19 protein-coding genes and 1 pseudogene are annotated in these 18,801 nt (G+C 47.4%); 7 read left to right on the forward strand and 13 right to left on the reverse strand.

What is annotated here, in order from left to right; genetic code table 11:
- Nucleotides 1-35: 35 nt before the first annotated feature.
- A complete protein-coding gene (locus LVQ77_RS01495) occupies nucleotides 36-620 on the forward strand; it encodes a hypothetical protein (RefSeq protein WP_232903478.1) in 585 nt (194 codons plus the stop codon).
- An 81-nt stretch (nucleotides 621-701) separates the two neighbouring features.
- Nucleotides 702-1,271 (forward strand): hypothetical protein, encoded by a 570-nt coding sequence (locus LVQ77_RS01500; protein WP_232863612.1) that lies wholly within the window; start codon nucleotides 702-704, stop codon nucleotides 1,269-1,271.
- Between the two features lie 370 nt (nucleotides 1,272-1,641).
- On the opposite strand, the gene LVQ77_RS01505 is transcribed toward LVQ77_RS01500, so the two are convergent.
- The 4 genes from LVQ77_RS01505 to LVQ77_RS01520 all read right to left on the reverse strand — a co-directional run bounded on the left by LVQ77_RS01505 (nucleotide 1,642) and on the right by LVQ77_RS01520 (nucleotide 5,826).
- Nucleotides 1,642-2,616: a GlxA family transcriptional regulator gene (locus tag LVQ77_RS01505; RefSeq protein WP_232863613.1), complete on the reverse strand. Its 975-nt coding sequence runs from the start codon at nucleotides 2,614-2,616 to the stop codon at nucleotides 1,642-1,644.
- Nucleotides 2,617-2,733: 117 nt separating this feature from the next.
- Nucleotides 2,734-3,513, reverse strand: coding sequence for an MBL fold metallo-hydrolase (locus LVQ77_RS01510; RefSeq protein ID WP_232903479.1), 780 nt, complete (start codon nucleotides 3,511-3,513; stop codon nucleotides 2,734-2,736).
- A gap of 276 nt (nucleotides 3,514-3,789) precedes the next feature.
- Complete coding sequence (locus tag LVQ77_RS01515; RefSeq protein ID WP_232903480.1) at nucleotides 3,790-4,749, reverse strand: YbgA family protein; 960 nt, start codon at nucleotides 4,747-4,749, stop codon at nucleotides 3,790-3,792.
- A 348-nt stretch (nucleotides 4,750-5,097) separates the two neighbouring features.
- A complete protein-coding gene (locus LVQ77_RS01520) occupies nucleotides 5,098-5,826 on the reverse strand; it encodes a MerR family transcriptional regulator (protein ID WP_232903481.1) in 729 nt (242 codons plus the stop codon).
- A gap of 118 nt (nucleotides 5,827-5,944) precedes the next feature.
- Between LVQ77_RS01520 and LVQ77_RS01525 the strand changes: the two genes are divergently transcribed.
- Entirely contained in the window at nucleotides 5,945-6,469 is a 525-nt protein-coding gene (locus LVQ77_RS01525; RefSeq protein ID WP_232863617.1) for a lipocalin family protein, read from the forward strand.
- 142 nt (nucleotides 6,470-6,611) lie between these two features.
- On the opposite strand, the gene ydfZ is transcribed toward LVQ77_RS01525, so the two are convergent.
- Nucleotides 6,612-6,815, reverse strand: coding sequence for a putative selenium delivery protein YdfZ (ydfZ, locus tag LVQ77_RS01530; RefSeq protein WP_064511879.1), 204 nt, complete (start codon nucleotides 6,813-6,815; stop codon nucleotides 6,612-6,614).
- Nucleotides 6,816-7,126: 311 nt separating this feature from the next.
- Here ydfZ and LVQ77_RS01535 point away from each other — a divergent pair, with 311 nt between their 5' ends.
- Nucleotides 7,127-7,954, forward strand: coding sequence for an aminoglycoside phosphotransferase family protein (locus LVQ77_RS01535; protein WP_232863618.1), 828 nt, complete (start codon nucleotides 7,127-7,129; stop codon nucleotides 7,952-7,954).
- A 209-nt stretch (nucleotides 7,955-8,163) separates the two neighbouring features.
- Here LVQ77_RS01535 and LVQ77_RS01540 read toward each other — a convergent pair whose 3' ends face one another.
- On the reverse strand, nucleotides 8,164-8,406 hold the full coding sequence (locus LVQ77_RS01540; protein WP_232863619.1) for a hypothetical protein: 243 nt from the start codon (nucleotides 8,404-8,406) through the stop codon (nucleotides 8,164-8,166).
- A 134-nt stretch (nucleotides 8,407-8,540) separates the two neighbouring features.
- Between LVQ77_RS01540 and LVQ77_RS01545 the strand changes: the two genes are divergently transcribed.
- Nucleotides 8,541-8,621 (forward strand): BrnA antitoxin family protein, encoded by an 81-nt coding sequence (locus tag LVQ77_RS01545; RefSeq protein ID WP_370639821.1) that lies wholly within the window; start codon nucleotides 8,541-8,543, stop codon nucleotides 8,619-8,621.
- Between the two features lie 277 nt (nucleotides 8,622-8,898).
- Nucleotides 8,899-9,258, forward strand: a complete 360-nt coding sequence (locus tag LVQ77_RS01550; protein WP_232863620.1) for a hypothetical protein — start codon at nucleotides 8,899-8,901, stop codon at nucleotides 9,256-9,258.
- Nucleotides 9,259-9,487: 229 nt separating this feature from the next.
- Here LVQ77_RS01550 and LVQ77_RS01555 read toward each other — a convergent pair whose 3' ends face one another.
- The 5 genes and pseudogenes from LVQ77_RS01555 to LVQ77_RS01575 all read right to left on the reverse strand — a co-directional run.
- Nucleotides 9,488-9,853 (reverse strand): hypothetical protein, encoded by a 366-nt coding sequence (locus LVQ77_RS01555; protein WP_232863621.1) that lies wholly within the window; start codon nucleotides 9,851-9,853, stop codon nucleotides 9,488-9,490.
- A 51-nt stretch (nucleotides 9,854-9,904) separates the two neighbouring features.
- Nucleotides 9,905-11,884, reverse strand: coding sequence for an alkyl/aryl-sulfatase (locus LVQ77_RS01560; protein ID WP_232903482.1), 1,980 nt, complete (start codon nucleotides 11,882-11,884; stop codon nucleotides 9,905-9,907).
- A 377-nt stretch (nucleotides 11,885-12,261) separates the two neighbouring features.
- Nucleotides 12,262-13,680: a DUF1254 domain-containing protein gene (locus LVQ77_RS01565; protein WP_232903483.1), complete on the reverse strand. Its 1,419-nt coding sequence runs from the start codon at nucleotides 13,678-13,680 to the stop codon at nucleotides 12,262-12,264.
- A 52-nt stretch (nucleotides 13,681-13,732) separates the two neighbouring features.
- Entirely contained in the window at nucleotides 13,733-15,256 is a 1,524-nt protein-coding gene (locus LVQ77_RS01570; protein WP_232903484.1) for a DUF1254 domain-containing protein, read from the reverse strand.
- Nucleotides 15,257-15,534: 278 nt separating this feature from the next.
- Nucleotides 15,535-15,857: pseudogene (locus LVQ77_RS01575) on the reverse strand (type 2 periplasmic-binding domain-containing protein); the annotation flags it as partial.
- A 259-nt stretch (nucleotides 15,858-16,116) separates the two neighbouring features.
- On the opposite strand from LVQ77_RS01575, the gene ompW reads away from it, so the two are divergent.
- Nucleotides 16,117-16,749, forward strand: coding sequence for an outer membrane protein OmpW (gene ompW, locus LVQ77_RS01580; protein ID WP_232903485.1), 633 nt, complete (start codon nucleotides 16,117-16,119; stop codon nucleotides 16,747-16,749).
- 48 nt (nucleotides 16,750-16,797) lie between these two features.
- Here ompW and trpA read toward each other — a convergent pair whose 3' ends face one another.
- The gene (trpA, locus tag LVQ77_RS01585) at nucleotides 16,798-17,607 is read right to left on the reverse strand and encodes a tryptophan synthase subunit alpha (protein WP_151993622.1); all 810 of its coding nucleotides are present in this window, start codon (nucleotides 17,605-17,607) and stop codon (nucleotides 16,798-16,800) included.
- Nucleotides 17,607-18,800 (reverse strand): tryptophan synthase subunit beta, encoded by a 1,194-nt coding sequence (gene trpB / locus LVQ77_RS01590; RefSeq protein ID WP_034457050.1) that lies wholly within the window; start codon nucleotides 18,798-18,800, stop codon nucleotides 17,607-17,609. The genes trpA and trpB overlap by 1 nt, the downstream gene beginning before the upstream one ends.
- Nucleotide 18,801 lies beyond the last annotated feature (1 nt).

The raw sequence follows: 18,801 nt of genomic DNA on the forward strand, positions 1-18,801 counted from the left end.
TCTTTCTTGATACATAACTAAACTTAAGAGGTTTTATGTCCTTTACTAGTCGACTTTCTAAAGTGGCCGGATATTTACATCCAAGTGCAAAATGGAAACATGGGAAAACAAGGGTCGTATACGCCTACGATTACTCGGCTCCTGATACAAAATATCAGAAAAAATTTATGGATTCAGCCTACAAAAATCCTGTATGCATTATCCCTGAACCAGAGTCAGTGGAAATGAAAACCTTACTGAGTGATTTAACATTATCCGATAAGTTAATCATCGTTTCCCATGCATCTTCTGATGGTCTGGAGGAAATAAAGCAAAATAAACTGGTTGAGAGATTGCTTCAGTACGGTTTGAAAGAGGTGGGGGTTATCAAATTCCATTCGTGTGAATTAGGTCAAAAGACATGGATTGATAATTTTGCTAAAAAAATGATGATGAATGGAGTTCGTTTTTCTTGGGTCAGCGCACCCAGAGGGTATTATATCTATACGGCTTTTCACCGCTGGGCAAGTCGCGAAGGTGCAGAAACGTATAAGGAACAAATGCGCACTGGTGAATATCATATTGTAAAAGGGAATATACCCAGGAAGTTTAACGGCTCTCGTTATATTGCAGAAAGTTAAAATTTAAATTAATTAAGAAATGTTTAGGTAATGCCAGTCATTATATGGCTGGCATTTATGAATGTAAGTCTGTGAGGTTATATGAATTCACTAACATATAGAGAGATGTATGGTTTTGGTAACGGAGCGAGTTACAGAAAACGCTACTCTTCTCAATCCTGCCGAGGGGCATCATTTTATTTTCTCGATAAAATCATGAGGAATCAATTGATCGATGTTAATCATTTCAACATCCGCGAAATTGAACTTATGCACAAGAACTACGTAAAAAATAAAACCGTTAATGATTTAAATAATGATGAGATTAATAAATTTGATACATTAGAGCTAGTTAATAAATACAGTGGGAGTATTATTACCTTCAAATGGTTTAACTTATCCCCCTCGGACTATACTATGAACAGAAACGTCATAATCGAGGAATTAGGCAAGTCATTATACCCTTGTGGAACTATCCATCTCAGAGATCATGCCATGGCCTATGGTTCTGATGATAAATATCTTTATCTTTATGATCCTGATTTTGGGTTGATGCGATTTATGCGTAATAGAGAAGAGTTAAATGAGTTTTTTTCAGCAATAAATGAAAGGAATAATTTGAAAAATATCTCTTTGCTAAGGGCAAGCACCAAAATTAGAGTCAATGCTTAAAGGCAGTCAAATAAGTCTGAATGGAATGTGAAGCGAAGACCCTACGGTCTGGAGCTTAGCACGCTCCTATTGGGCGCCAAAGCAATGCCACCTTCTACGAAGGTGGATTTTTACTCGTATTGAAAGGGTAAGTTTAACCACTCATTACGTACACGGCTAAAAGTGCCTTAATAATGCAGCCTCAATTTTATCCCTATGAGTTGCCCGCCTTAATCAGCTCAATATCGGTGAGACTGGGGGCAAGGAGCCTGGGGCAGCAGTCGAAATCAGTTGCCATAAACCTGGCAATAACGCAACAACCCAGCCAGTAGCAACACGGCACGGCGATTGGTCGTTGAATAACGCTCTTTTCGGATTTCTTAAACTGGGCTTAACTCTTTTCCTGATCAACAGACGCAGGGCCACGGAATGTGCGGCGCCATTCGCTAGGGCTGACGCCGAATCTCGCCTTAAAACTCTGACGGAAAGATATCGGTGACTGAAAACCAACCATGTCGGACACGGTTTCAATGCTGCTATCCGTGGTTTCCAGTAATTCCTGGCTTCTTTGAAGACGCTCCGCGTTCAGCCATTCTCCCAGCGTTGTCCCGGTTGCCTTTAAAAAATGGCGGGTTAGTGTTCGTCGACTCATACTGACAAACCCGGACAGAGAGTCGAGATCGTGGGGCTTATCCAGATTGCGGCGCAGATAATCCATCAGTTCGTTCATTTTGCTGTCCCGCGTTGTCAACGGGATTGGGCGTTCAATAAACTGAGCCTGACCACCTTCCCGGTAAGGGGGGACAACCATTCTTCTGGCAACCCGGTTGGCAATCGCAGAGCCGTAATGATCACGAATGATGCTCAGACAACAGTCGATACCGGCGGCCGTACCGGCAGAGGTAATAAGACGTTCATCGCTGGTATACAGCGAGTTGCGGTCCAGATGCACCGCAGGAAAACGTTCAATGAAGTCCCTTTCATATTCCCAGTGCGTGGCTGCACGGTGCCCATCTAGCAAACCAGAGTAAGCAAGAACGTATGTGCCTAGACAAAGGCCGACCACTTCAGCGCCGCGCTGCCATGCGTGGATAAGTTTATCCAGCAATAACGGAGAGGGTAATTCATCCGGATTATTCCAGTAGGGCACAATAATAATGTCTGCAACATCAAGCCTCTCAAGACCATGATCCACGTTGATGGATAACCCAATATCAGACAGAACAATGCCCGGTTTTTCGGCACAGATCTCTACACGGAATAAATCCGGTTGCGGCATAGAAGGTCCGAAAATAATACAGGGCACTGAGAAGTGAAACGGGCTGAAGCCTGCCGTGGCAATCACGGCGACCGTCAGTGCAGACATAAAGTTAACCTTATTGTAAGGATAGCCACTGTTTACCAGCTGCTAACACACTGAATTTGAGAGGCTAAAGAATAACAGGTGATGTTCCGGGATGTATCTTTCAGACACAGGCACTTATCAGAAAGCCATTGTCTCACCGTCTTCAGGAATAAGAACGTTATCTTCAATGCCATGTTCACGAGTGAACTCACGTAACTCCGTGCGTGTGAGAAGGCAATGGTTAACCGACTCCATATGAGAAGCAACAATGGTCGCCTCTGGCAACATCTTATGCGTGCGCAGAGTGTCCTCTTTGCCCATTATAATTGGCCCGTAAAGATCGTTAACAGCATAGCCGGTGTTAAGCACCACAATTTCTGGCTTGAAGCGCTGTAGGCTTCTTACATATGGCTTAACCCAGACGGTGTCACCTGCAATATAAAGGGTTTTTTCATCATGATGGGTAAAGACCAGCCCACATGCATCACCCAGTAAATCGCCGAATACTGCATCTGCATATAATTCGTTGCTGCCGTGCTGACCGTCAGTTTTATAGATAGTCAGACCATCCACGAAATGATTTTCATCTTTCAAAACACGAATATTTAGAAATCCCTGGGAACGGATCAGGGTCGCATCGTTCTCATCCTGTGTGTAGATCAGCATGTCTTTAGGCACCGCCTGTTGCGCTGCCTTATCCCAGTGATCAGTATGCGTATGCGTCAGAATAACGGCATCAACGGCCAGCAAATCTTCAATCGCTACAGGCAAGCAAACCATAGGGTTACGCAGGTGAGGTCGTGCGTTTCCGGCAAATCCATCCCATGCTTCCTTTTCAGCCAACATCGGGTCTATTAAGAATTTGTTACCCGCATATTCCAGCATCAGTGTCGCATTGCGAATTTGCGTTAATTTCATAGATGGCTCCAGTCATTAATCAAAGTTGAGATTCAGCCACCGCATTTTCTTTTGCCGTGCAGGGGCTGCGAGTGGGCTTACTATATGCGGAAGAAGGGGCAGGCAGTGACATGCTCACAGGCCATTAGTCGATGGAATCAGGTCAATCACGATTGCGCACGTTTTTACCAGTTATTTTCTTTCACTGCGTGAAAAGCGGGCTGAACCTCAAATACTGACGTAAGGGTTAGTATTTGAGGTTAACTATTTTCCGTCAGGTCTGAATGCGTTAAGCGCTCAGTTAACCGACAGACGCAGACATAAATTTTCGGGGTAGGGGGAAAAATAGTTTTGCGTCAGCAGGTATCTGTCTGGGTACTCGCCCAGATAATGATTCAACAGGGTGAGTGGGGCGAGGAGCGGTAACAGCCCATCACGGTAGTGAAGGATCACGTCGCGCAGCTCCCCGCGCTGGCGAGTATTCAGTTGTTTACGGAAGTAGCCCTGAATATGCATGAGTACGTTAGTGTGATTTTTACGTGACGCGGGGTTTTTCAGGATAGTCATGAGCTTTTCGCGATATTCGACGAAGAAAGTATCCAGGTCTTCCCACTCGTGCAACGAGGCGACGAAAGGCCCGATTTCCCGATATCCCGGCTGGTGGTGCGCCAATAACTGGAGTTTGTAGCGGCTGTGGAAATCCAGAAGTGCGCGGCGAGTCAGGCGGCTGGCCCGTAAAGTGTTCAATTCGTGCAGGGCAAAGACGCGCTCGACAAAGTTTTCCCGCAGCACAGCGTCATGCAGGCGGCCATCCTCCTCTACGGGCAGCCACGGGAATTTTTCCAGTAGTGCACCGGTAAACAGACCCACTCCCTCTTTGCGTCCACGATTCCCTTTTTCGTCATACAGCCTTACCCGCTCCATGCCGCAGCTCGGCGATTTCGCGCAGACGATAAAGCCGGACAAATTAGCCTGCTGTGGTAACCAGGAGTCCGCGAATTTGGCCATTTTCTGGGTCACGTCATCGTGAGGGGCATGGCTAAAGCGCATCCGGATATCGCCTTCGGTAGTCTGAACCAGGCGCAACGCCGGACGGGGAACGGGCAGTCCGATGGCCATCTCTGGGCAGACGGGTTTGCAGGTCACCCATTGAGACAACTCGTCCATGACAAAACCCATACGCTTATGACCGCCGTCAAATCTGACTGCCGAGCCGGTTAAACATCCGCTGATCCCAATGATAGGTTTAGTGTTCATGGTGTAATCCTCTTACTGCTCTTTGCGTGTAGCGCCGCTAGCCTCAGAGGCGATTGGTTATCCAGGGGGGGGTAGTAATCAAAAAATCGATCGATGACGGATGGCATTGTGCTCATGAGTCTCACCCTGGATGTAAAAAAACGTGATGTAATCGTATAAGTAAAACTTAGACAATTACCAATGTTTGTACAAGTTTGTAGTGAGGGTGTTTTTATTTATCAATTATTTCAATTGATTATCAATGTCTATTTTTACTTTGTTTGATGGGTTTTTTATAAAGACATGCCAGATACTCAACTTTTTACGGCTGCTTATCATGGAAAGGGAACGGGTGTGGGGGAAAGGTTTTTAGAGCGGAATGACGTCGAGCGAAACGACCTGCTGCTGCCAAATTTCGATCTGTTTTTTGCGGGCAGCGGTAACTTTTCCGGTGGTGACCAGTAGCCAGTTTCGCTCAGGGAAGATCTCGGGTGCCAGCATGGCAGGCGGCACGGGGAGCACATCAATGCGATACCCTTGGCCCGTGCGTTTAAGTGCTTCGAGCCAGATTTCACATGGGTCGCTAAGGTGCCAACCGGTGATGAGGTAATTATCTCCAGGCGCTTTTTTATCACCTTCGAGACAAAACGAGGTGTAGGAGATGATGATGCCATCGAGGATTTCTCGCAGCGTCATTATTGCGGGGATGTTAGCCGAGACTTTACTGCGCAGCGGGCGTAGTACTTCAGTGACTATTTCCAGGCGCGGATACTCGCGGCCCGAATCGTAAATCTGCTGGCGCAGGGATTCGATCTTTCCCTCTTTCAACTTCTGCAACATGCTCTCCTGAAGGATGAGCCAGTTGTTTGTGCGGCGAGCTTCCGGACGGGCCAACAAGGGTTTCACCTGGCTGACTGGGACTCCCTTTTTCACCCAGTCGAGAATTTTAAGCGCCTGCTGGACATCATCATCACTATATAAACGGTGCCCGCCATCGGTGCGCAACGGTTTGATTAAACCGTAACGACGCTGCCAGGCGCGTAGAGTGGTCGCGTTTATCCCGCAAAGCCGGGCAAATTCACCGATGGAATAGGGCATGAGGTACACCTGATGACAAAGAATATTCTCAATATACTACGAATATTTGCAGCCTGAATGAAGAGCAGGGTGTTTGCACTACACTTTACTTCCAACCGCGCAGATGAAAGGAGGTCTTATGAAGCTATGGCCCGTTGTAACCGGTGTTGCTATTGCACTGACACTGGTTGCTTGTAAATCTCCCACGCCACCGAAAGGCGTTCAACCGATAACTAACTTTGATGCCAACCGCTATCTTGGCAAATGGTATGAAGTCGCTCGCCTTGAAAACCGCTTTGAACGCGGCCTTGAGAAGGTCACTGCCACCTATGGCACGCGCAGCGATGGCGCTATTAGCGTGCTCAATCGTGGGTATGATCCGATTAACAACAAGTGGAATGAGAGTGAAGGGAAAGCCTCATTCACCGGCGCACCTACAACCGCTGCGCTGAAGGTTTCATTCTTTGGTCCGTTCTACGGCGGTTATAACGTGATAAGGCTCGATGATGAGTACCAGTACGCGCTGGTGAGTGGTCCGAACCGTGACTATCTATGGATACTGTCGCGTACACCAACCATTCCGGATGCGGTAAAGCAGGATTACCTGAACACTGCGCGCAGCCTGGGATTCAAAGTTGATCAATTGGTATGGGTGAAGCAATAAATCACCCGGATTAGAAGGGAATATTTAAAACGTCGGTGCTCTGTTGCCTAATTCAAAAAAGGCCACCAATTCGGTGGCCTTAAACAATATGTTTCAGGGTTATCTTATTTGTAAAAGCAATGTGTTGACTCGATAAGCCCTATCAGTGAAGTTCAAGTCTAACCAACTCCATCGGGCAGAACACACCTTCGCAACCTTCGATTTCAACACATTCAGAACGACGAATTTGTTCGGCTGTTTTACCTTCGCCGTGAATGGTCTTAATAACACCAGTCAGACCTTTATTGAACACCATAACACGGCTGCCAGTTGTGATAGCGTTACGGTAGCAATCATAGGTCAACATCATCATTCCTCCTTTTTTGTTGTATTGAGACGATATGATTTAACGGCAAATAAATAGCTCTTCGTTGGTAAAAAAGTGTTGAGCCAAGTCAAAATTTTGTAAATTTTTGGCCTGAGCAGCCATGTCCGCTATCTGGATATTGAAGTAGATGATGCTCTGGAGATATCTGAGTCCATTGAGGTCTGAGTTGACAGGGTGTGAGCGGACGTTGCCTTAAAACAGCATCCAGGAAAGCTCATCACCTTTGGGTTAAAATGCATGAATGCATGCCTGTTTCTCGCTTTAATTATTAGGATACTAAAGAAAGTTATATGGATACGTTCAAGTTAAAACCTTGGCTAAACCGCTGGAATCTCATTCCTGATGGCACTCCATTCATCACTCATACGTCACAGTTACTCCCGGTCAAAACAGCAACACATGGTATTAAAGCCATGTTAAAAGTTACGGATGATAAGGATGAACAATCCGGCAATGCACTAATGGCATGGTGGGAAGGAAATGGCGCGGCGCAGGTTATTGCACATGAAAATGAAGCCATTCTTCTCTCAAGAGCCACAGGTACCGCGTCACTGTCAGCTATGTCACGAGAAGGTCAGGATGATGTTGCTTGTCGTATTTTGTGTACTACTGCGAACAGGCTTCATACATTCCCAAAAAAACCATTACCCCAGCTTACATCACTACATGAGTGGTTTTACCCTCTAAAACCAGCAGCGCTGAAGTATGGTGGTGTCCTGACACGTTGCGCAGAAATCTCAGAAGAATTGCTTTCTTCTCCACGTGATGTGGTTGCATTACATGGTGACTTACATCACGGTAACGTACTTGATTTTGAAACGTCTGGCTGGTTGGCCATTGACCCAAAAGGACTAATAGGGGAACGGGGATTCGACTTTGCCAATATTTTCACTAATCCGGATCTTGGTAATCCAGTGCCTCGTGTCGCGACTGTACCGACGATATTTAAACAGCGGTTAAGTATTGTTGCCGAGACGGCAGATCTGGATAGAGATCGTCTTCTCAAATGGATAATTGCATGGTGTGGGCTTTCAACAACATGGTCCCTCGAAAGTAATGATGCAACATCAATTGCACTAAATGTTGCTAAGCTGGCAATTACCGAATTGGATAAGTGATTAGACAATTTAGTCATCTTTCGCTCAGAGCGGACTGTAACTCCTGGCAGTCTGCATCGTGCCCAGGGTTAACGCCCTGGACTCACGTTAAAGCAATGCGTTGGCCACTTTTAGTAAAACACTACAATTAGTAACTCATGTTTCGTTAAATGAGGCTTTATGGCAATAAACCTCATGACGACGTCAGGTGAAAAACCGCCGGATGAAGGCTATTTAAGAAATACGCTGCAGATAGCACTGAATACGGCACCTGTTGTGAATGCATGCTCTGTCTCGACCTCTTCATTTCGGATATCTACAAAACGAAGAAGAGCTTTTTCAGGATCGGGCGCGTCTATTTCTTCAAACTGTTTTTCATAGCCCTGATTTGCAAGCTGAGCAGCACCATCAGCATCTGATTTTTCCAGTGCGGTGATTTGCTTACCCTTTTTGAAAAAAACGAAATCGGTCATCGGAAGCCCTCTGAATAGTGTGGGTGTCAGGGAATAACATATCTGAACCGGTGAGGTTTTGTACACCTGAAGTTTGATTATTATGGATTAAAATCATCGAATTACCCTTTCTCAAACGATTTCATATATATCGCATGCGAATTGATGCTGACGTTATGGCCTGGCTGAAAGCACTAGGTAAGGGCTATTTGACCCGACTGAATGAGATCATATGAACAGCCATGTTGTGCGATTTAAATCGGAAACAATCAGTTGTCTCTCATAGACGACGTGGTTCTGCCTGGTGGGCTGGTGAGTGCCAAAAGCTGTCTGTCAATGTAGCGTTGAAGGGAGTCAGCGTTATGCTGGAGAAGAGTGGTTACATAACATTAACTGGCCCTTTATCAGGTAACTGCAATTAACCAATAAAGCGACTTGGATATTGAAAAAAAAATCTCAAAGCTCATAAAATGGAAGCCGCAGCATTAAAGAATCGTGTTTTCAGGGAGACTTATGGCCAACAGAACGATTTACTTTATCCATCGCCCAAGCCCAATGTTAGGTCGTTCGCCGTTACAAGGCGGATATTTTCCTTACTTTCTTACCGAGAAGTTTATCAAAGCGTTGCAAAGAGAGCTCGACAGAAAGGGGTTGCTTTGGGAGGCGGTCTCAGATGACACGGAGTCTGATATTGAAGTACTGATTGCCCGTAAGGCTGATTTGCTTGTCTGTGCTCCAGGGCTTAAATACCAGTTTCATTATCAAGGTTTTGATAAAAGTAACATTATCTGGTTAGGTGTAATGGAGTACGTTTCTATGGATACCTCAGAGATCATCAACAAGATTAACGCGTTTGTAACAGCTGATACGTAAGTGCCGCCACCCAACTGGTAGAATAAAAATGGCTGGAAAGTGCCCAGATTCACATCACTGCGGTTGTCTTCTCCGGCAAAGCTATGCTGCCATGAGGCCAGATAACCGTACTGGAATTTTGGCGAACTGGCATCGAAGAGCACATTAACCAGACCTGCAGACCATTTCTCAGTTCCCAGCGCATCTTCAGTTGCTGTCGGCGCCGTAATTTGCGGACCGAAACCAAAACTCATCCAAAACTCACTGCCGGATTGCCGGTATCAATAAGCCATGACGCAAATAAGTTCAAATCACCTAAACCTGTTTTATGACCACCGGTCGGCGCAACCGGATAGGTATTAATTGGTAATGAACCACGCAACAGCCATTTGCTGTCACCTAGTGAAAAAGGTTGCGCATAACGGAACCAGAACTGATTGGCATCCTGATCCGTACCACTCACATCCCCGATGTAATAGTTCTGCATATTAAATGCAGTCATATTCGCCAGAGGGTTATTTGCCTGCGCTGCATCCGGGGCATGGTCTTGCGCGGCATAGGCATAAGAGGAACCAAGGCATAATATTGAAGGCAAAATCGAGTATGAAAGACGCATAGGATTAGCTGAAAAAAATCCCCTGCAGCACTGAGGCCGCAGGGGAATTATTTATGGTGTAACGATATTGAACCAGAACTCGAACTTGTCCATATAGCCCAACATCTCATCGAGCTTCGCACCATTACCGGTGACCTTAACCTCGCCTTTATCTTCAGCCTGCTTCAGGGTTTCTTCTTTCAGGATGATTTTATTCAGCGTGTCACGGTTCAGCGCAATCGTGGCATCAGCGTCTTTCGCTTCAGCATTTGGCGTATGGTTTAGCACGCCGTTTTCCAGCTCCAGCTTGTACTTACCGCCGTCGCTGCCCAGGTCGATATTAAATACCGCCTTGGCATTACCCGCTTTTTCACCGTTGATATGTACCGCCAGGAAATCGAAGAACATTTCAGGCGTCATCGCACGAACGGTATCCGGGCTTGCGGTATTCGGTGTTGGGCCTTTAACCACACCATTACGCAGCTCCTGAGCACCGGTCAGGTAGAAGTTACGCCATGGGCCAGACTCCGCCTGATAACCCAGTTGTTCCAGTGCGTCCGCTTCCAGGTTACGCGCATTCTGGTTATTTGGATCGGCAAACACCACTTTACTCACTACCTGAGCAACCCAACGATAGTTACCCTGGTCAAAGTCGGTTTTTGCTTTCTGAAGAATCGCATCGGCACCGCCCATGTATTCAACAAATTTCTTAGCCGCTTCTTCCGGCGGTAATTCATCAAGCGTTGCCGGGTTGCCGTCGAACCAGCCGAGATACAGCACATACGTTGCTTTCACGTCATGGCTGATGGAGCCGTAATAGCCGCGGTTAGCCCAGGTCTTCGCCAGGCTGTCTGGCAGTTTGAAGTTGGCAGCAATTTCATCGCGTGTCAGACCTTCGTTGGCCATGCGCAGGGTCTGGTCGTTGATATAACGATACAGGTCACGCTGGCTTTTCAGCAGGCCAACCACGTTTTCGTTACCCCATGTCGGCCAGTGGTGCTGAGCCATAATGATTTCGGCTTTGTCACCCCAACGCACGATGGCTTCGTTGATGTATTTCGACCATGGTAGCGGTTCACGAATTTTCGCACCGCGCAGGGAATAAGTATTGTGCAGAGTGTGAGTCACATCCTCTGCGGCTTCGATGAGTTTCTTCTCTTCGATATACCACAGCATTTCCGACGGGGCTTCTGAACCCGGAGCCAGCATGAAGTCATAAGTCAGGCCATCAATGACTTCCTTCTGACCATCTTTTTCAATGATGTTGGTGGGTGCAATCAGCGTCACGGTACCCGCTGATGTCGTGGTGCCCAGACCCGCGCCGACCTGGCCGGTGGCTTCAGGTTTCAGGAGGTTGCCATACATATAGCTGGCACGGCGGCTCATGACATTGCCCGCCATAATGTTTTCCGCGACCGCTGCTTCCATGAAGCCTGCTGGCGCATAAACTTTGACCTTCCCGGATTTCACATCCGCTTCATCGACCACACCCCGCACGCCGCCATAGTGGTCAACGTGGCTATGGGTATAAATGATGGCGACAACAGGTTTATTACCGCGATTTTTGAAGTACAAATCCATGCCGACTTTTGCTGTTTCTGCCGAAACCAGCGGGTCAACGACGGTGATCCCTTCTTTACCCTCAATGATGGTCATGTTGGATAAATCGAGGTTACGGATCTGGTAAACGCCCTCAGTCACTTCAAACAGACCGCTGATATTGATCAACTGAGACTGTCGCCAAAGGCTCGGGTTTACAGTGTCAGGGGATTTTTCCCCTTCTTTGATAAATGCATACTGTTGTGGGTTCCAGATAACATTTCCCTGCTCGCCTTTAATCACCTCCTGAGGTAAAGCGGCGATAAAGCCTTTGTGGGCATTCGTGAAATCGGTGTTATCGGAGAAAGGAAGCTGGTTATAAAGTGCATCGTTAGCTTGTTTTGTTGACGCGGTGGCACCTTTTGGTGCTTCCTGCGCGAATAAAGGTGTCAGTGCGCTGGAAGAGAGTAACCCTGCCAGTGCAAGACTTTTGACGATCAACGTAAGTCTCATTTGAACCCCTCATGTGAAAATCTTCTAACTACTCAGCCTTACCGAATAATTACTTCTGGAAATCATTCATTAATTCAAATAATAAAAATGTCCGCTGACCATTTTCATTTTTTAAATATAACCAAGGAGTTACATTTCGCCACTTATGGATACAAATAAATTATGTTTGCACGACTCTAGTTCTTTAACTCTTTTAGCAAGTGGAATATGTCCGCTTCATGCTCAGCGCAGTCTGAAAGCGTTGTTGCTGGCAGACTCTGTATACTCGAAAACACGTCAGCCCAAAGGGTCCGTAATTAAAGATATTACGGACCCTTACACAGCGACTCTCTCAGCCTGTCCCTGAGTGATTTACACTGCATCAAGACCAACTATCATCATTGACTTTTTGTCACCTGCGGCAGCTTCCATTCATTATTCATGACCGCGTCTTTAGGTTGATACATACGGAATAGCAGATAGAAGTTGCCCTCAGGTGCAGGCAACCAGTTTACGTTCGGGTCGGTAGGTTTTTTGTGGCTAAGAGAAACATTAATACTGCCATCAGAACCCTTAACCAGGCCTTCCGTGTCGGTACCCACTTTGTAGCGATTCAGCTCGTTGCTAACCAGCATTTTGGTTTTGGCATCGTACATGGTGATTGACCAGAAGGCGTTCACCGGCGGCTCGCTCGGCAGCTTGATGGTGTAATCATTAGCTCCGGTCAGTGGCTCATTCTCGCTGTCGTTATAGCGGATAGGGTAGACGGCCTCTTTCTCACCCTGTCCACCAAGGTACGGCCCGGAAACCAGCGCACGTAACGGGTAGTTATAGCCAAAGGAATCCAGCCCCCGCACGTAACTCCAGCCGTTTCGGTCTTCGGAGGTGCTGGTCAATGTTGAAGCCGCTACGTTTGGCGCATCTGCCAAGCCGCGCTTCACGCCATCAATCATCACCTTTGGCACAGCTTCAGGATTAAATCCGCTGTCCGTCAGGCCAATACGACTGAACTGCCCGAACAAACCTTTATCCTCAGGTTTGACCGGGTTCTCTTTCAGCGCAGCGGCTAACAGGCGGAAGAAATCGAGGCCATCATTTTTCAATTCAGGCAGCGGTGGCAGGGTGTCGGAATAAACTTTCCCGCTAAGTGAAGTGAGTTTAAATTCATTTTGTAGCTGATGAAGAGGCGCCATGTCCTCGCCCTGTTTGACGCGCAAACGCCCCCACAGCCAGATTTTGTTGGTTGAAACATGCAGTACTTTCGCATCAGCGGGCAGCTCGCCTTTCCAGCCTGGTGGGACTAAGACGAATTTCCCCGCCTGCGTGCCGGTGGTTCTTCTGCCGATGTAGTGCTCCAGCTCCTGCCACATATCGAATACATCAACCACGTAATAGCGGTCATGCGTATCAGGAACGGTGAGAATATAAGGCTCATCCAACTTCACGACGGCGCTCATGTACAGCGTGTCATTGTTGGCGGTCGGCATATCTTTTGCGTCAGGTGTCGCCAGTTCTGTCGCCCAGCCAATCTGGTTCAGAGGGGCGCGGTAACTGGTTGCCGGTTTGGGTGACGGCACGTTGGTGTAATCACGCACTACTTGTTCCATACGCACGATCGGGTATCCCCAACTCCAGGCAGAAATTGCCGAGCTGTAACCGTCAACATCAAGGCCTTTGTTAACCACGTCCGGCGTGCCCTGCAATGTCAGCAATGGATCATGCCAGGTCTGCGCCTGGGTCTGTGCCAGCGTGAGGGAAGAGGCACCAAGCAACCCGGTTAACAGTATCGCTTTGGCTAAAGGTTTTAGATTAAGCATTGGTGTTTCCTTTCAGGAAAATATGTTTGGTCATGTCTGGTTTTCACATGAATCACAGGCTGACTAACTCGAAGTCATTCAACTTAAAAGTTTTATTGTTTAATTCTTCCGTTGGGCCATAAAAACGCATCGCGGGTAATGGACGTTTCCCACTGGTGGGGATCCAGTTATTTTCCAGCCCCTGAGGCGCTTGCGGCCCGACGTAAATATTAACGCTGCCATCGGCTTCTTTTTTCATTTTTTCCAGGTCATACGACGACAAGGTGGTTCTTTCTGATGGGCTGTAAATAAAGGACATGGTGTCGCGGTTATAAACGGTTAATGCCCAGAATTGTTTAACCGGCATTTTTGCAGGGATATTAATTTTATATAGCTTACCCGCTTCGAGCAGGTTTCCATTCTTATCAGCCATCGACATCAGATATTGCGTCGCGGGAGAGTCGGTCAGTTCTTTCGGCATATAAGTACACCAGAAATACTCTGCGGCCCGTTCAATAATGTCGGTCTTATCGTCGTAGACGAAGGTGAATGTTTTATTTTTATCGGCCATCAGCAGAGACGCATAATGCCTGTCCGGCCAGTACAGCTTGTCTTTGGGAATATTATCGAACCAGTTTTGCAGGTAAAACCAGGCATCAATGGCCGCCTGGCGTATTGCTTTGGTGGTTTTCTCGTCAGGATTAAAAGCCTCGCCTTGATTAATTCCCAGAGAAGAAAGCATGCCCATCATGATTTTGTCCTGTTCCCTGACAGGCTCTACGCTGGCTATTGCATGCAAATCTTTGAAATGCCGCTCATCGTAATAGGGCAGCGTCGGGTAACGGTCATTGATGGGATCGACAAAGCGCTGCGTGGGCGGTGAATCCGCTTGCGATAAATTGTACATCCGCAGGCGTTTTGAATAATGGTAGGCATCTTGCGAGGTTTTGCCTGCAACAGGTACAGAACGGAAAGCGAAAGCAACGCGGTAATTAGGCGACGGGATATGGATATAACCTGGTGGCACCGCCTCTTTATAGCCTGGCGGAGTTAATAAAAACTTGCCCCCTTTGCCTTTATCAAGCCCCGCCGGGCCAACGTCGGCAATGGTGAATTGCCAGGCATCCACAATCTGCCCGTACAGGCTGCCATCGCTTCCCGCTGCGGGTAATTCCAGAACAACCGGCCCATTGCGCAAGTCGGTAAAAGCGGTGATGTAAGGTGTAGTGCTGTTCGCGGTAATGGCTTCAAGCTTAGGTGTTGCCGGGGCTGAGTAAGCGATTATGTCATTATCCTTTAGCCCTAAATTTTCAAATGCTGCGCGGCGAAAACTGTAAATCGCTACCGCAGGCATGTAGCACAACACCGCTTCGAAAGCGCGCTGATACTTAAGTTGATAATCAAAGTCAGTGACCGAACACATGGAATTAGCGGGAGGGAGACCACCGAGAGTTTCCCCTTTATCTCCTGCTCCATGCTTTAAGGTGATTTGTAGTGGACGTGAGTCCGCAAGCACTGAGGGAGATTGTCTGAGGACGGCTAAACCGACCACCGATCCCAGAGCGAATTTATAAAACTCTCTGCGCGTTAAAGCCATGTTATCCCTTAAACAAATGATGAACTAAGATAAATTTATAGTTCAGTGTAGCTGGAAATCGAGGTTTAACTTACTGCAGAAGATATCCTCAAAAAACTGCTCCACAATGTCTGTTGAGTATTAAGCATTGCACAATGCTCCCCCAAAATAATGGGATAATTTAAAAAATGTATTTAATTTTAAATTTTAATAAATGATAGAAAATACATCAGCGCATCTTTCATTCAGCTAGCGCAACAAGCGACCGCGCATGTTAAGACAGGTTATGTTGATGACTATTATTTTGTTTTCATTATTAAGAAATCAATCAGTGCCTTGACTCGCTTTGCCTTGCCGGTGCTTTTTAAATAGTAAAGATTAACCGGTGGATAGATTTTCCAGTAAGGCGTCATCACCGGGATAAATTGCTCTTTATCGGGCTGCAATTCATACACCGGCTCAAACATTCTTCCTATTCCCAGACCGCTGCGTATTCCGTCAGCCATGACATCAATATCGTTGCTAATAAGTTGTCCTGGCATCTCAACGGTTAATTGCTCACCTTTATCTTCCAACATCAAAGGGAGGATGCGGTTTTGGTGATAAAGCGATAATTCATCACATCTTAGACAAATGGGCAGCACTGTTACTGAACAGTACTGCCCATTTTGTATTTGGTTCTAAATAATATTACTCGTGCCAGATTATGTCGGGTTATGGATCAAACGACACCAAAGTTACGACTTTAAGCAAAATGTGAAAAATTAATCCAGATCATTAAATGTTAAATTACCCGGCGAAGTGTGATCGGTGTTAGATCAACTTGTACCCAAAATTGAGTATATTCAGCCCGCTTATAAAACCATAACAAGGAGAGGGCTATGAAAAAGTTGTCTGTGGCGTTACTTGCATTAACCTGTTTATCTGGCGAAGCATTGGCGCATCAACAAGGGGAATTCTTCATGCGCGTGGGTTCAGCAACCGTTCGCCCAACGGAAGGCTCTGACAATGTGCTTGGCATGGGCGGTTTTAGCGTCAGCAACAATACCCAACTGGGACTGACATTTGACTATATGGTGACCGATAACATCGGCATCGAGTTGCTTGCGGCTACACCATTTCGCCACCGTGTTGGTTTAGGTCCGACAGGTGATCTGGCTACCGTTCGCCAACTGCCGCCAACACTGATGGCACAGTGGTACTTTGGTGATGCGAAAAGCAAAGTGCGTCCGTATGTTGGCGCCGGCATTAACTACACCACCTTTTTTGATACCGACTTTAATCAGACTGGCAAAGATGCAGGCTTAACCGATCTTAGCGTGAAAGATTCCTGGGGGGCTGCGGGTCAGGTTGGGCTGGATTATATGGTCAACGATAATTGGCTGTTGAACATGTCCGTCTGGTATATGGATATCGATACCGAAGTGAAGTTTAAAGCTGGTGGTGAAGAGCAGAATATCAAGACGCGGATTGACCCGTGGGTATTTATGTTCTCGGCAGGTTATCGTTTTTAATGTATTTGTGATGAAAAGAGGCCGGAATTGCTCCGGCCTTTTGTCGACTTAGGCTGCGACTGTCGCGGCTTTCAAACTCTGAACAAACGCTTTCAGCTCACTTAACATCACGTCAGGCTTATCAAGGTTCTTCTCAATAATCTTCACGATCGCTGAGCCAGAAATTGCACCCGCAGCGCCCGCGTCAATGGCATCTTTCACCTGCGATGGTTCAGAAATCCCAAAGCCCTGAAGTGATGGTGCGGCACCAAATTCAGTCAGTTTTTCTACCAGATGATGCAGCGGCAACTGGGCGCGCGTTTCTGCACCCGTGACACCGGCACGAGAAAGCAGGTAGGTATAACCACGGCCATGGGTCGCGATTTCACGCAGCAGCGCGTCATCTGCATTTGGCGGACAAATGAAGATTGGTGCGACGTTATGGCGCATCGCTGCCTGGCGGAATGGCGCAGACTCTTCGATTGGCACATCAGCAATCAATACAGAATCGACACCCACTTTCTCGCAAAGCGCATAAAACTCATCAATCCCACGGCTAAACACCAGGTTGGCATACATCAACAAGCCAATCGGAATCGTCGGGTGCTTCTGGCGAATAACGGCCAGCATTTCGAAACACTGCGTTGGTGTGACACCAGCGGCAAAAGCACGCAGAGCCGCGTTTTGAATGGTCGGGCCATCTGCCAGCGGGTCGGAGAAGGGAATGCCCAACTCCAGCGCATCTGCACCCGCTTCAATCAGTGTGTCGATAATCTTTAGTGACTGCTCTGGCGACGGATCGCCCAGAGTAACGAAGGGAACAAAAGCGCCTTCACCACGAGCTTGCAACTGTTCAAATGCGTGTTGATAACGTTCCATTAGATTTCCCCTCGCGCTTTAAGAATGTCGTGAACGGTGAAGATGTCTTTGTCACCACGGCCGGAGAGGTTTACCACCAGCAGCTGTTCTTTTTCCGGGTTCTCTTTGATCATTTTCAACGCGTGAGCCAGTGCGTGGGAAGATTCCAGCGCCGGGATAATACCTTCACTACGACATAGCGTTTTGAATGCTTCCAGTGCTTCGTCATCGGTAATCGAAACATAATCTGCACGACCGATGCTATTCAGGTGCGCATGTTGAGGGCCGACAGACGGGAAATCCAAACCAGCAGAGATAGAGTAAGACTCTTCAATCTGGCCTTCGTCAGTTTGCATCATTGGGGATTTCATCCCGAAATAGATGCCAACACGGCCATGTTTAAGTGGCGCGCCGTGCTCACCACTTTCGATGCCGTGCCCGGCTGGTTCAACACCAATCAGGCCGACTTTGGCATCGTTGATAAAGTCGGCAAACATGCCGATTGCGTTAGAACCACCGCCTACACAGGCGATAACTGCATCTGGCAGGCGGCCTTCTTTTTCAAGGATCTGCGCTTTGGTTTCTTCACCGATCATGCGCTGGAACTCTCGCACGATGGTCGGGAATGGATGTGGGCCTGCTGCGGTGCCGAGCATATAGTGCGCGGTGTCGTAGCTTCCAGACCAGTCACGCAATGCTTCGTTACAGGCATCTTTGAGCGTGGCAGAACCGCTATGTACAGGAATCACTTCAGCACCCATCAGGCGCATACGGAACACGTTCGGCGACTGGCGCTCAACGTCTTTTGCACCCATATAAATGCGACATTTCAGGCCGAGCAGGGCGCTGGCTAATGCGGAAGCCACGCCATGTTGACCGGCACCGGTTTCGGCGATGATTTCAGTTTTGCCCATTTTCTTAGCAAGCAGCGCCTGGCCGAGAACCTGATTGGTTTTGTGTGCGCCGCCGTGCAGTAAATCTTCACGTTTTAAATACAAGGTGGTTTTGGTGCCAGCTGTCAGGTTACGACATTTGGTCAGTGCCGTTGGGCGGCCAGCATAGTTTTTTAGCAGGTCGTTAAATTCAGCCTGAAACTCAGCATCGCTTTGTGCGGCTACAAAAGCTTCTTCTAACTGACGCAGTGCAGGCATCAGGATTTGTGGCACGTACATGCCACCAAACTCACCGAAATAGGGATTAAGTAAAGTCATGATA

It is taken from the genome of Buttiauxella cochleicola (genome assembly GCF_021282435.1).
In the GTDB taxonomy this organism is placed as follows: Bacteria; Pseudomonadota; Gammaproteobacteria; order Enterobacterales; family Enterobacteriaceae; genus Buttiauxella; species Buttiauxella massiliensis.

What these genes read in the sequence shown, in the direction of transcription:
- LVQ77_RS01495 (WP_232903478.1), top strand. Translation starts at nt 36, where the DNA reads ATGTCCTTTACTAGTCGACTTTCTAAAGTGGCCGGATATTTACATCCA.
- LVQ77_RS01535 (WP_232863618.1), top strand. Translation starts at nt 7,127, where the DNA reads ATGGATACGTTCAAGTTAAAACCTTGGCTAAACCGCTGGAATCTCATT.
- LVQ77_RS01525 (WP_232863617.1), top strand. Translation starts at nt 5,945, where the DNA reads ATGAAGCTATGGCCCGTTGTAACCGGTGTTGCTATTGCACTGACACTG.
- LVQ77_RS01500 (WP_232863612.1), top strand. Translation starts at nt 702, where the DNA reads ATGAATTCACTAACATATAGAGAGATGTATGGTTTTGGTAACGGAGCG.
- LVQ77_RS01515 (WP_232903480.1), bottom strand. Translation starts at nt 4,749, where the DNA reads ATGAACACTAAACCTATCATTGGGATCAGCGGATGTTTAACCGGCTCG.
- LVQ77_RS01540 (WP_232863619.1), bottom strand. Translation starts at nt 8,406, where the DNA reads ATGACCGATTTCGTTTTTTTCAAAAAGGGTAAGCAAATCACCGCACTG.
- LVQ77_RS01520 (WP_232903481.1), bottom strand. Translation starts at nt 5,826, where the DNA reads ATGCCCTATTCCATCGGTGAATTTGCCCGGCTTTGCGGGATAAACGCG.
- trpA (WP_151993622.1), bottom strand. Translation starts at nt 17,607, where the DNA reads ATGGAACGTTATCAACACGCATTTGAACAGTTGCAAGCTCGTGGTGAA.
- LVQ77_RS01560 (WP_232903482.1), bottom strand. Translation starts at nt 11,884, where the DNA reads ATGAGACTTACGTTGATCGTCAAAAGTCTTGCACTGGCAGGGTTACTC.
- LVQ77_RS01505 (WP_232863613.1), bottom strand. Translation starts at nt 2,616, where the DNA reads ATGTCTGCACTGACGGTCGCCGTGATTGCCACGGCAGGCTTCAGCCCG.
- LVQ77_RS01570 (WP_232903484.1), bottom strand. Translation starts at nt 15,256, where the DNA reads ATGGCTTTAACGCGCAGAGAGTTTTATAAATTCGCTCTGGGATCGGTG.
- LVQ77_RS01510 (WP_232903479.1), bottom strand. Translation starts at nt 3,513, where the DNA reads ATGAAATTAACGCAAATTCGCAATGCGACACTGATGCTGGAATATGCG.
- ydfZ (WP_064511879.1), bottom strand. Translation starts at nt 6,815, where the DNA reads ATGTTGACCTATGATTGCTACCGTAACGCTATCACAACTGGCAGCCGT.
- LVQ77_RS01550 (WP_232863620.1), top strand. Translation starts at nt 8,899, where the DNA reads ATGGCCAACAGAACGATTTACTTTATCCATCGCCCAAGCCCAATGTTA.
- LVQ77_RS01555 (WP_232863621.1), bottom strand. Translation starts at nt 9,853, where the DNA reads ATGCGTCTTTCATACTCGATTTTGCCTTCAATATTATGCCTTGGTTCC.
- LVQ77_RS01565 (WP_232903483.1), bottom strand. Translation starts at nt 13,680, where the DNA reads ATGCTTAATCTAAAACCTTTAGCCAAAGCGATACTGTTAACCGGGTTG.
- ompW (WP_232903485.1), top strand. Translation starts at nt 16,117, where the DNA reads ATGAAAAAGTTGTCTGTGGCGTTACTTGCATTAACCTGTTTATCTGGC.
- LVQ77_RS01545 (WP_370639821.1), top strand. Translation starts at nt 8,541, where the DNA reads ATGCGAATTGATGCTGACGTTATGGCCTGGCTGAAAGCACTAGGTAAG.